Here is a 12,533-nt window from a genome sequence, read left to right as displayed (position 1 = left end):
CAGGCACCCGCGCCCTCAAACACCACAACCAACTTCGGGGAACCCCGACCGCCTATCTGCCTGCCGCCTGTCCAAGCTCCACCCGTCGAGTGGAGCCTGCCGACAGCGCGGCTGACCGTGGAACAGATCACGCGCCACGACCTTCCCACCCCATCTCCCACTCAACCGACACGGAGCACCTCCATGACCAGCACAACTCCCGCCGTACGTACGACCGACACGGACGTGTCCGCGCTGTTGGTCGAGGCGCGACGGGAGCTGGACAGCATCGCGAACCGGGGCATCGTCTCCGCCCCACGTGCCGTCGCCGACACTCTCACCACACTGAAGGAGCTCGCCCCCACCCTGATCCCGCACGCCCGCACCCTCGCCGCAGCGCTCGGCGACAGGGAACGCTCCGAACTCCACGAGCTGATTGAGCGGACCGAGGCCCGCTCCAACTCCCGGCCGCGGGCGGACCTCGCGTACGAACACCTGCTGGTGCTGGTCAGCCAGTTGCAGGAGCTGCTGCGCTGGCTGGAGCGAGCGCACGGCATCTCGTGTCGACGCACACAGGCAGCCGTCGCCAGGCGCCGCAGCAGCGAAGAATTTCATCCGAACCAACTGGGGTAACGGTCTGCACGTGGTGCCAATCGGCGCTCGTCATCGCCACCTTCGAGCTGCACGCCCGTGCAACAGATCCTCAGCACCGCCGTGTAACCGGGGCCAACGGCGCGCGAAGACGCCCCTGCCGTGCCCCGAAGTCCCGGCTGGTTTGGCCCGCCTGACGCGGCGGGGCGGCGGGACGACACGCCCTACCCGCTGAACGAGTGCCTTCCGATCCCTCTTCGACGACATCGAGGAACCGACCGACCGTGAATCAGCTCCAGACCTCACCCCCGCTGTTTCCGCACCAGCAGGAGGCCGTGGACATCCTGGCCAAAACCCTGATCGACTCCAGCCGGGTCACCGCAGTGATGGCGTGCGGGACAGGCAAGACGCGGGTGGGCGCCGAAGTCGCGGGCCAGGTCGCCGAGATCGGTTCCCGGCGCCGCCTAGTGGTCGTCCCCACCCTGGAACTAGTCCGCCAGACGATGATGGAATGGGCACACCAGCTCGGCCGACACCGGCTGGGCCGCATCATCGCGGTCTGCTCGGACCGCGAGGTCCTCTCCGCCCACCGCACCGGACTGCAGGACGAACTCACCAGCACCGAGGCCCAAGTCGCCAACGACGCCGCCCAGCTGGCAGCCCTCGCCAAAGACCCCGGGCCGCTCACCATCGCCTGCACCTACGCCAGCCTCCACATCCTGGCCCAGGCCCAGGCCCACCACCGCATGGCGCCTCCGGACATCGCCGTGATCGACGAGGCCCACCGCACCGCGGGCGCCGCAACCAAAGCCTGGGCGGCCATCCACTACGACGACATCATCACGGCGCGCCGCCGCCTGTATCTCACCGCAACGCCCCGGATCCTCGACGGCGAGGGCGAGGACGTCATCAGCATGGCGGACGAACGCCTGTACGGCCCGGTCGCCTACCGGCTGCCTTTCGCGACCGCCATCGACCTCGGCTTACTGGCCCGCTACCGCCTCGTGGTCCCCGTAGTCACCAGCAGCGAGGCCCACCAGCTGCTCGGCCGGGACGACGCCTTCCTGCGCATCGGCAGGACCGCCGTGGCCGCCCCCATGCTCGCCAAGCAGCTCGCCGTGCTGCGCGCCGCCCACGAGCACGGCATCAGGCGCATGATCACCTATCACGGCAGCATCGCCGAGGCGAAGTGGTTCGCCACGCTCCTGCCCCGCGCCCACGCTCTCCTGCCCCCCGACCAGCGCCCTACCGCCTTGGCCGCCGAGCACGTCCACGGCAACCAGACCGTCGCCCAGCGGCGAAAGGCGCTGGACCGGCTCGCCGGGCAGGAAGACGGCCTGATCGTCGTCTCCAACGCCCGCGTCCTGTCAGAAGGAGTCGACGTCCCTGCCGTGGACGCCGTCTGCTTCCTCAGCCCGCGAAGCACGATCGACACCATCCAGGGGACCGGCCGGGCCATGCGGCTCAGCGACCGCAGCCGGCCCAAAACCGCGACCATCATGGTGCCGGTCTTCCTCCAGCAGGACCAGGATCCCGAAACCGCGCTGAGCTCCACCCCCTTCGGTCCGGTCTGGCAGACGGTGCGGGCCCTCGCTTCACACGACGAGACACTGCACCAAGAACTCGAGACCGCCCGCCGCTCCCTCGCCACCCCCACCGCTACTGGAAGGGTTCGGCTCGGCGCCGGCACCGAAGGCGAGCTGCCCGACTGGCTCTCTTTCACCGGCATTCCCGTCCCTCCGGACTTCGCCGACGCCATCACCGTACGGACGGTTCGCGCGGCCACCACTGTCTGGCCCGAATACCTCCAGGCCGCTGAGACCTACCGGGCCGAGCATGGGGACCTTCGTGTCCACGAGGACTACCGCACCCCCACCGGACTGGGCCTGGGGCGCTGGATCGCGTACCTGCGCAAACTCCACCGGCTGGGCAAGCTCTCGCCTTCCCAGATCGAGGAATGGGAAGCCCTCGGGATGACTTGGTCAGTTCCCGATCAGAAACTGCAGGAACTGATCCACGAGCTAAGGGAATTCAAGAGAGAATACGGCCACCTGGACGTCCCGAAAACCTACGTCGCCAAGAGTGGCGACCGCGAGTACACGCTCGGCCAGATATATGCCAGCCTGCGCACCTCCTACAGATACGGACAGGTCCCGGATGCCAAGGTAGCGGCACTCAACGCGGAGGGATTCATCTGGGACCGGGCCGAGTACGTCTGGAATCAATTCGTCTCAGACTGCCGCGAGTTCATGATCTGGAATGGCCACCTCGACATACCCCAGACCTACGTCCTGCGCGGTCGAAGCATCGGCCAGCAGGTTTCCGGATTCCGTACGCATCCGGACCGCCTAACTCCCGAGCAGCGCAGAACACTCGACCGCATAGGCTTCGTCTGGGACTCGCTGCAATTTCGCTGGGACCTCCATATAAAGGCAGTCACCGAGTTCAAGACCGAGCACGGGCACCTGAACATCCCAGGCAGCTATGTGATCGAAAAGCCCGTCCTTCTTCGCCCACGCAGCTGGATGAACACATGCGTCCAGAAATACCGGAAAGGGAAACTCAAACCGGAGCGACATCAGCAACTCGTGGCCCTCGGAATGAAGTTCCCCGACTAGCAGGAGAGACGGTGCCAAGTGAAGATCTCCGCCGCGGACGCGCCAATGCCTGACCGGTCGGCCCGCCATGCTGATCAAGCCGCTCCGAGCTCGATCGCGCCCCGAACATGCCGTCTTCCCACTCACCTCATCGGCCTCATCTGTATCGGCCGTCGGTGTTTCGGCCACCGCCGTCATGTGGTGGACCCGCTTGAATCAACGGCCACGAGCGTGCGGACCGCGAGATTGGGCGGCTGGGGATACGACTCAAACACGTGTGTTCGAAGACGGACGTCGCGTCGTTGTTCCGGTCATCATCAGCCATCCCCCCAAGTCGGTGCTGGAGGTGCCCAGTTGCCTGTCGTTCAGGCTGCCCCGAATGAGCTCCCGACGGCCTCATGGCCGTTTGCGTCTGCCTCACGGTTTACGGACAGGGCGAGGGGAGGTGGCCGGTGAGCCCGGAGCCCGCCTCTCCGGCGCCTGACACGGCGGCGCCGCGCCGGTTGCCGCCTCCACCGCCTGCCGAGCTGCGCTACGGCGGCCGGCACGCCAAGAATCCCCTGACGGACGCATCGTTTGCGCAAATGTGCCGGCGGCTCCCGTCGGTGCTGGCGCAGACCGCACGGATGGCGTGGGTGATCGACCGGCGGGCCGTGCTTCTGCTGGCGAGCTGCCAGCTGGCCATCGGCATCAGTGCCGCCGTTCTGCTCACCGCCACATCCCGTGCGATGCGCTGGATCCTGGCCAACGGCGAGGTGGCCGACCGGCTCCACCAAGCGCTGCCGGCCCTGCTGGTCATCACCTGTGCGTCAGCGGCAGGGCGGGTGGCGACCGCGCTGTCCTCATACGCGGACGGCCGGATCACCCCGCGGTTGACGACCGAGTCCGACTGCGCCCTGGTGGCGGCGGTGTGCCGGATGGAGGCCGCCGCGCGGGCGGAGGACGGCTGCGCGGACCGGCAAGAGGCGGCGGAGATGGGGGTGGTCCGCAGCCACGTGATGGTGCAGGACGCCACCCGGTTCACCGCCGCTGTCGTGCGTATGGTCAGCGCGAGCGGGGTGCTGTCGGTGCTGCACCCGCTCTTGCTGCCGCTGTTGCTGCTCGCCGTCGTCCCCGCCGGCGTGGGCGCCGTCCTGCACGCCCGTGTCAGCTACGAGACCCACTACGCCAACGTGGGCGACCGCAATGTTCGGCAGAATCTGCGCGGCTGGGCGACCAGCGTGAAGTTCACCGATGAGATCCGCGCCAACGGCATGACCTCGTACCTGGTGTTCTGGTACCGGTCGATCTCGGAGCGGATCGACGCGCGCACCCTCGCTGCGGCGCCGAAGATGTTGCGGATCGTGCTGGTCAGTTCGGCGATCGGCGGCATCTTCCTCGTCGCGACTTGGGCGGGGCTGGCCTGGCTGGCGGCAAGCGGACGGATCGGGCCGGCAATCGCCGCGACCGCGGTCGTCGCGGTGCAGACCGCGCTCGCCGCCCTCAGTCAGCTCGTCATCTACGGCGCAGCCATGTTCCACACGTCCCTCTATCTCGCGGACATGGGCGGTTTCCTCGACTACGCCGCCGAACGCGCTCCCAACCGGGGCGAGTTCACGCCGAGTCGGCCGGTGGAGGAGATCCGCCTGGACGAGGTCGTGTACCGGTATCCGGGCAAGGAGACTCCGGCCGTGGCGGGAGTGTCGCTGACGGTGCGCAGCGGCGAAATCCTCGCCGTGGTCGGCGAGAACGGCTCGGGGAAGTCCACCCTTACCCGGCTGCTCGCCGCCATCTTCCTGGCCGACAAGGGCATGGTCTCCTGGAACGGCCGCAATGTCGCCGACCTCGACCCCGACAGCCTGTGGGACCTGTCCGGGCTGGTGCCGCAGAACTTCGCGCAGTGGCCGCTGTCCGTCCGCGACAACGTCACCCTTGGCCAGCCCCGCGAGGCGGGCGACGACCTGGTGTGGCGGGCCCTGGAGGAGGTCGGGCTGCGGGACGCCGTCGAGGAACTCCCCGGCGGCCTGGACACGCTGCTGGCCCGGGAGCTGTGGGGCGGGACGGAACTCTCCGGCGGGCAGTGGCAGCGCTTGGCGTGCGCGCGGGCCCTGTATCGCAGGTCAAGCCTGCTGATCCTGGACGAGCCGACCAGTCAGATGGATGCCCGCGGGGAGCACGCCATCCTGGAAGAGATCAAGACCATCGCGGCAGGCCGGATCACGATCGTGGTGACCCACCAGCTGGTCAACACCAAGATCGCCGACCGGATCATTGTGATGGAACACGGCCGGATCGCCGAACACGGAACATACGACGAAGTCGCCCACGGCGGCGGCCTGTTCGCCGAACTTCTGGCCCTGTCCACCGACCGCTGACCCAACTGCGTCGAGCCCCGGCCCCCGGGGCTCGACGACCCCACCACTTGCCCGCCGTTCCGATGGAGGATTCCGTGACCGCATCAGCCGTTACCACGACCACGGCGGCGCTGCTCGTCAACGCGGACGGCCACTACCTGCTGCATCTGCGGGACGCCAACAAAAACATCAGCTGCGCCGGACAATGGTCCCTGCCCGGAGGCCATCCCGAACCCGGCGAAAGCCTCGACGACACGATCGCCCGCGAACTGATGGAAGAGGCCGGCCTGCACATCCCCGACCTCGTCCCGCTCGCCGTCGTCGAGGACACCGACGCCGACGGCCGGACCACCAGCCGGGTCCAGGTGTACGCCGGGACGTGGGACGGCGACCCCGCCCTGCTGCCCCTCACCGAGGGGATCATGCTGCGCTTCACCGATGCCGAGCAGATCCCGTATCTGACCATGGACCCCGGCACCACGGCCGTCATCCGCCACCACCAGGAGGGCCCACGCCCAGACGGTGGTGCCACCGACGCGTTGCCGGTGCTGCGCCTACGCGATGCCAGCACGAAGACGGTGCCGAACGTTATCGGCGTCCATCTGTACCTGGAACGGGACGGCGAGATCCTGCTCGGGCTGCGGCATCCCGACTCCGCCTACGCGCCCCTGGAGCACCACTTCCTGGCCGGTCACTGCGAACGAGAATCCGCCATCGCCTGCCTGATCCGGGAGGCTTGCGAGGAGGCCGGGTTGGTGATCAAGGCTGAGGACGTCGAACTCGTGCACGTCGTCCACCTCGTCGACTCCCCCGGCGCACAGCCGCGCCTCCAGCTGGTCTTCCGGGCCCGAACGTGGCAGGGCGAACCCCAGGTCCTCGAGCCGGACAAGTGCGTCAGCTGGGGCTGGTGGCCCGCCGACGCTCTGCCGGAGCCGACCGTCACCTACACCCGGGCCGCCATCGACGGCATCCGGCGCGGCCGCCTCTACACCGAACTCGGCTGGACCTGACCCTTGTGCCTTTCCCCTCGCCTTCTTTAGGAGATCGCCACCATGCCCAAACCCGCCCCACCCGTTTCCCCCACCACCCCAGCCGTGGACGACGCCGACGCGGCGAGAGCCCGTGCGGCCATGGTCGCCCACCTCCACGAGGCCGGGCATCTGCCCCCGGGCCCGGTGTCCGAGGCACTTCTGGCGCTGCCCCGCCAGGTACTGATGCCGCAGGCGTACGTACGACGCAGCGCACCGGACGAGACCCCACCACGCTGGGATCTGCTGGACTGGTCGGCGCCCGAGGACCGGGACGAACTGTTGCACGTGCTCTACAGCGGGGACAGCGTCGCCATCCAGCATGACCGTGAACCGCTCCTGGGCCGGGCGCGTGGCACGCTCTCGGGCGGGGCGATGACGTCCATGTCGAGCGTGACGGGGATGACCGCCGGGCTCCTGCAGGAACTGGATCTGGAGCCTAGGCAGCAGGTGCTGGATGTCGGCACGGGCGCCGCCGTGACCGCTGCGGTGGCCTGCTTCCTCAGCGGCGACGCCGGGGTCGTCACCATCGACCGCGACGAACACGTCACCTCGGCCGCCGCCACCCACCTCGCCGACCTCGGCTACCGGCCCACCGTGGTGACGGGAGATGGCAAGGCGGGCTGGCCCGACCGGGCGCCGTATGACCGGGTGTTCGTCTCGTTCGCCGTGCCTCGTGTGCCGTCGGCGCTGGTGGAACAGCTCGCGCCGCAGGGGTTATCGCTGGCGACTGTCGGCACCAGCTCGCCGTCGTGGCCGGGATTGGCTGTGATCACGAAAACCGCTCAGGGACGCATCGAGGGAGAGCTGCGGGCGGTCGAGTTCGGGCACCGCGCCGGGTGGGGCTGGGACCGTCTCTTCCTGTCCGCCGCGTTCCGCGAGGAGATGGCCACTGCCGAAGGTGTGACCGTGCGCGGGCACCGCCTGCCACCACCCCGAGAGGCGCGTGGATTCTGGCTGGCCCTCGATCACCTTCGGCCTGGACTGGTCTGCAACTTCGGCGCCGAGCACCTTCAGATCGGCGCTCCGGAGTGCGGCTCCTGGGTGCGCGTGAGCCCGGATGGTGACGGCACGTGCTCAGTCACAGAGTTCGGGCCTCGCGGCATCTGGCACGAGATCGAAGAGATCGCGGCCCAGTGGCAGGCGGCCGGCGAACCCGACGCGTACCGGATCGAGTTCTCTGCGGACGGAAAGCAGTGGGCGGTCGCCGGATCCGGCCGTAACGAGCTGTGCTGGACGCTCCGCGACGAACGCCCGGTGAAAGGGGACCCGCAGTGAACACACCCGCCGATCACCCACCCACTCCGGCTCCGGATGGCGAGGATCTGCTGTTCGGCGCGGCGGCCGACGAGTACGCCCGCTTCCGGCCGGGTGTACCCGAGCAGGTTGCGTGGCTACTGGCCGACGCCGTGAAGGGCGTACCGGACGTGACGCTGCTCGACCTCGGAGCAGGCACCGGGCAAGTTGCCGCAGCTCTCCTCCCAGCGCTTCCCTGTATTACTCACGTGGATCTGGTCGACCCCAGCCGGGCCCAACTCCGTGAAGCCGTCGTCACCCTCCACCCTCTGTTGGGGAACCGCGCTCTGTCCTGCCACGAAGTCCCGGCCGACCAGTTCAACCCTCAACGGCCTCACTACGGGGCTGCCTTGATTACCTGCTGCCGGGCCTTCCACTGGATGAACCGCCCCGCCGTACTGGCGATGGCCACCCGGGTCGCAGCCCCGCACGCGACGCTCGCACTCATGGGTGACGGCAGCCTGTGGACCCACGAAGCCGACTGGACAGGCGCGTTGAAGGGCTTGATCCAGTCCTATCTCGGGCCTGGCCGCCGTGTCGGCAGCTGCGGTACCTACAACCAGCCAAGCCGCCGTTACGAGGACGACCTCGCCGACTCCGCCTTCAGCGACGTCAGCCAGCACCTCTTCCGCTTCCCCCGGGCCTGGACGCCGCAGCAAGTGATCGGCTATCTGCGCACCACCTCGTTCGCCCGAGCCGACCTGTTCGCCGAGCGGCACGCCGAGTTCGAAGCGGAGGCGCTGCACCTGCTCGAAGGACACGCCGATGAGAACGGACGGTTGACCGAGCAGGTCGAATTCACGGTGCTGCTGGCCCGCCGCCCGGGAGGAACCGCGTGAGCGGGCAGGCCGCCGCTGGGCGGTTCACACTTCCGGTCGACGTACACCTGATCCTGCTGCGCGACAGTCCCAAGGGCCAGCAGGTGCTGCTGACCCGGCGGGCCGGACCCGTGTATGCGGCCGGGATGTGACATCTGCCCTCTGTTCACTAGGCAAGCCACCTGTCGCGTATCAGCTTGTCGAGTTTCGCGCATGGAGCGTATCCCTCCAGGGTGGTCGAGGGCATCACCGGCACGTCGTGCTCGGTGAACGCCCGCCACAGCTGGGGACGGCGGAGCCAGCCGAGGTAGCGGGCCGGTATCCCGGCCGCTACAACAGCGGTGACAGGGCGTGGAACTGGGCTCCTGAGGGCGCGACGCTCAACTCGATACCCGGGATCGGCGCCAGGCTCTGGACCAGGTGCTCGGTGCCCTTCTCGGCGGTCGGCCGTCCCGCCTAACAGGGGCAACTGTCCGGGTGTGGCATTTTGAGCCCTCTACACGACGTGCATGAGATCACGGACTCCTGGATGGTCCTCGTACGGTTGCAGTGCGGCGGCCACCTCTCGGAGCCTGGACAGCGCACGGGCCGATTCGACGCCATCAGTGAGGTGGGCCGCCTGCAGGGCCAGTGCGGTGCAGGCGTCGACGTCGCCCGAGACGCGATAGGTATCGGCCAGGTCAAGTGACGCGAGCATGTAGTCGCGGGGGTAGGCAGGGCCGGTCATGGCCAAGCGCTGCTTGAGGTAGGGCGTTGCGTCCTCTGGCTTGCGCGCGGCGAGCCAGGCGCGGCCGGTCGCTGCATCGAGCGCGTGTGGAGTGAGCCACTGTGACCACCAGGGCCCATCTGTGCCGGCGTCCTGGAGGAGCTCGTGGCCCCGGTCGCGTGCGCTGCTGAGCGCGTCGGTGTCGCCGCGGCGTCCTGCGGCGAAGATTTCCCGGTCGGCAATGACCGCGCGCACGCGGGGTGGGAGATCGCCGTGGGAGGCGACGTCGAGGAGTGTCTTGGCTTCCTGGTGCTGCCCGATCCAGGATGCCTGGTAGGCAGCCGAGGCCAGGAGGTTGTGTGCCGCGAAGCGGGCGGGGCCAGCCGGTCCGACCTCGCGGGCCAGGCGTAGTCCGGTCTGGTAGACGCGTTGCGCCTGCGCGTGGCGGTCCGCGTCGAACAGCATCCACCCGTACTGCTCACAGACCTCGATGAAGGCTGTGTGCAGGCGGTCGGCCTCGGCATTGCGGTATCGGGCGTTGATGACGACGCGGGCGACGCTCTGCCACAGTCCGTGCGCCCAGTCGAGATTGCTGGAGCTGCCTTCGGTGTCGTCCAGGTCGCGTAGCTCTTGGACGCCGTTTTCGATGCTGGCGACCAAGCGGAGGGAGAGGCGGTCGCCGCCTTGTGCGGCTCTCAGAGCCCCGCCGGACATGAGGAGTGCCAGGCCGGGCGCTGTGACAGCGGCACCGCTGAGGAGGGTACGGCGGTCCATGGAGTTGGGGTCTCCCTTGCTGATCTCATGGAGCAGGTCGGGCAAGGCGGCGTCGCCGGGGGTGTCCAGGTATGGGCGGACAGGTTTGTGCTGGCGGCGTCGTGGCCCGTCCCAGCCCAGTTCCTGGGCTGTTACGCGGCGTCTGGCTCGGAAGCTGAGGACGGCGAGTGCGTCCGCCTGATTGGCCTTGTCGGGGCGGACTGGCACCGGCCGGATCCACGGGTATGCGCTCTTGAGGTGCAGCGGCGATAACCCGCGACGGGCACGCAGTTCGTTGATTCGCGCGGCGAGTTGTTCGGGTTTCATCCCGAGCTGCGTCAGGAGGACGGCAAGCGGTGCTGCACCTACCGGCTGTGGCTCCACCACGGCACTCCTTCCGGGCGCACAACGCGTCTGTCGACGCTAGCGCGAGGCGATCCGGAGTGGCACCTGGCGCGGGTGAAACCTGGTGTATGTACACCGAGTTGCGTGCGTACACCCCGTCCACCCCGTAAACCGCGCGGACGACTACTCCCCGGGCCCCGTTTGCGGTTCTCTGTCGTGCACCGAACGAGGAGCAAGGGGGAGAAAAGTGGATCAACCTACCGATTCTCTGCAGTGTCGCGGGCTCGACACCACGGGTACGGGCTGGACGCTCAGGGTCTGGAACGGCCGAGACCCCGCGCCATCATCGGCGAGTGGCTGATTAAGGATCGGCCGCCGACCGGGGGCTGCCCGGCTGGACTTGGCAGCCCGATCCCGTCCCTGTCCGGACGGTGGCGGATCTCCTGATCGCCCGGACCCCGATGTACCGGATCCGAGCCGGAGTCGCCACCGGCGGGTGGGTCGACCGCTTAGCGGACTGGATCCGCTGCCTGGAGCCCCATGCCATACCGGCGCCGGCGCTCACTCCATGAGCCTGCCCACGCCCCCCTTGTCCTGCACCGCCGAATAGGCCGGGTCAGCGGCATCGCTGCGCCCTGCGCTTCACACCGGGAGGAAACGAAATGACCGCCACCGACGAGGCCGTGGCCTCTTCGCACCTGGCGCAGTCCCTGGCCCCGCCGACGGGCAGTTCCCCTCCCAGCCCTGGGCGGAGGTTCACCGCCACGGGCGGGGGGATGGCGCTCGACGACCGATGGCACGCCCAGAGTGCTCGTACGGATGCGCGGGCTGCTACCAGAGGTGACGTGGTCGGACCGTGCGCGAGCGGCCAGACCCGTTACCCGCGCTACTTCAGTCGCGCTGCCGGGCCTTACCTGTGGGATCTGGACGGGAGGCGGTACGTCGACTTCACCCTCGGGTACGGGCCCGTCGTCCTCGGGCACGCCGATAAACGGGTGACCGAGGCGGTGCTCGCTGAACTGCGCAACGGCAACTGCATCGCTCCGCTGTGGAGCCGTCGCCAGAGCGAGCTCACCGACCTGCTGACCTCGGTGGTGCCCGGCGCGGAGATGGCATACCTGCTCAAGACCGGGTCCGACGCGACGAGTACGGCGGTACGGCTGTCCCGGATCTTCACCGGACGCGACAAGGTGATCCGCTGGGGCTACAACGGCTGGCACGACTGGGCGGCAGGTATCCCGGCGGGCATTTCGGAAGGGACCCGCGCCGACACGCTGCTGTTCGAGTACAGCGATCTCAGTACGCTGCGTGAGGCGTTCGCCCGTCATCCCGGGCAGGTGGCGTGCGTGCTGATGATGCCGTTCGGCGACGAGACGGCTCCCGAGGGCCACCTGCAGAAGATCCGTGACATCGCGCACGAGCACGGGGCGCTGTTCGTCCTCGACGAGATGCGTTCGGGGTTCCGGCTGGGCCTGTCCGGTGCTCAGGGACTCCTGGGCGTCCAGGCGGACGTCAGCACGTTCAGCAAGGCCATGGCGAACGGGCATCCGATCTCCGCCGTCGTCGGGCGGGCCGACGTGCTGTCGACCTTGGCCCGCACCCGGATCTCGTCGACGTTCTACGCGGACCCCGCACCGATGGCCGCGGCACTGGCCACGATCCGGATCCTGCGTGACACCGACGCGTTCGAGCGGATGTGGAAGGTCGGCTCCGCCTTCCAGGACGGCCTGTCGGCGCTCGTCGACCAGCATCGTGTGCCAGCCCGGGTGGTCGGGTACCCGCCGATGCCGTTTCTTCAGTTCACCCACGCCGATCCGGTCATGCGCGAGCGGATGAGCACGGCCTTCGCCGCCGAGGCGGCGCAGCACGGGGTTCTGCTGCATCCGAGCCACCAGTGGTTCCTGTCCGCCGCACACACCGGCGAGGACATCGAGTTCGCACTGCACGGCTGCAACCAGGCGCTGTCCGCGCTCGAACCGGTGCTCGCAACGCAAGCCGCCTGATCAACGCCGAAGCGCCTCCCTTCGTCCCGGCGCGAGCGTGCCCGTCGACGGTGGCCCGCCGACGACGGCACAGATTCCTTCGCA

9 protein-coding genes and 1 pseudogene are annotated in these 12,533 nt (G+C 68.6%); 8 read left to right on the top strand and 2 right to left on the bottom strand.

Going from position 1 to position 12,533, the window contains the following annotated elements; genetic code table 11:
* Positions 1–183 precede the first annotated feature (183 nt).
* The 7 genes from C6376_RS32430 to C6376_RS46240 all read left to right on the top strand — a co-directional run bounded on the left by C6376_RS32430 (position 184) and on the right by C6376_RS46240 (position 8,794).
* On the top strand, positions 184–612 hold the full coding sequence (locus C6376_RS32430) for a hypothetical protein (protein ID WP_107446618.1): 429 nt from the start codon (positions 184–186) through the stop codon (positions 610–612).
* Between the two features lie 242 nt (positions 613–854).
* The gene (locus C6376_RS32425; protein WP_159083328.1) at positions 855–3,188 is read left to right on the top strand and encodes a DEAD/DEAH box helicase; all 2,334 of its coding nucleotides are present in this window, start codon (positions 855–857) and stop codon (positions 3,186–3,188) included.
* Between the two features lie 563 nt (positions 3,189–3,751).
* Complete coding sequence (locus tag C6376_RS32420; protein WP_254076166.1) at positions 3,752–5,521, top strand: ATP-binding cassette domain-containing protein; 1,770 nt, start codon at positions 3,752–3,754, stop codon at positions 5,519–5,521.
* 74 nt (positions 5,522–5,595) lie between these two features.
* Complete coding sequence (locus C6376_RS32415) at positions 5,596–6,510, top strand: NUDIX hydrolase (RefSeq protein WP_254076165.1); 915 nt, start codon at positions 5,596–5,598, stop codon at positions 6,508–6,510.
* 42 nt (positions 6,511–6,552) lie between these two features.
* A complete protein-coding gene (locus C6376_RS32410) occupies positions 6,553–7,806 on the top strand; it encodes a protein-L-isoaspartate O-methyltransferase (protein ID WP_107446614.1) in 1,254 nt (417 codons plus the stop codon).
* The gene (locus C6376_RS32405) at positions 7,803–8,663 is read left to right on the top strand and encodes a class I SAM-dependent methyltransferase (RefSeq protein ID WP_254076164.1); all 861 of its coding nucleotides are present in this window, start codon (positions 7,803–7,805) and stop codon (positions 8,661–8,663) included. The genes C6376_RS32410 and C6376_RS32405 overlap by 4 nt, the downstream gene beginning before the upstream one ends.
* Positions 8,660–8,794 (top strand): hypothetical protein, encoded by a 135-nt coding sequence (locus C6376_RS46240; protein WP_269647814.1) that lies wholly within the window; start codon positions 8,660–8,662, stop codon positions 8,792–8,794. The genes C6376_RS32405 and C6376_RS46240 overlap by 4 nt, the downstream gene beginning before the upstream one ends.
* 74 nt (positions 8,795–8,868) lie before the next feature.
* Here C6376_RS46240 and C6376_RS45745 read toward each other — a convergent pair.
* Positions 8,869–9,098, bottom strand: a pseudogene (locus C6376_RS45745) (glycosyltransferase); the annotation flags it as partial.
* A gap of 40 nt (positions 9,099–9,138) precedes the next feature.
* Positions 9,139–10,488, bottom strand: a complete 1,350-nt coding sequence (locus C6376_RS32395; RefSeq protein ID WP_254076163.1) for an XRE family transcriptional regulator — start codon at positions 10,486–10,488, stop codon at positions 9,139–9,141.
* A 620-nt stretch (positions 10,489–11,108) separates the two neighbouring features.
* Between C6376_RS32395 and C6376_RS32385 the strand changes: the two genes are divergently transcribed.
* Positions 11,109–12,449 (top strand): aspartate aminotransferase family protein, encoded by a 1,341-nt coding sequence (locus tag C6376_RS32385; protein WP_216825636.1) that lies wholly within the window; start codon positions 11,109–11,111, stop codon positions 12,447–12,449.
* The last annotated feature ends 84 nt before the right edge of the window (positions 12,450–12,533 follow it).

This window comes from Streptomyces sp. P3, from assembly GCF_003032475.1.
Taxonomy (GTDB): Bacteria; Actinomycetota; Actinomycetes; order Streptomycetales; family Streptomycetaceae; genus Streptomyces.
The sequence above is the reverse complement of the archived record's forward strand: the minus strand, read 5'-3'. Positions and strand labels throughout refer to the sequence as shown.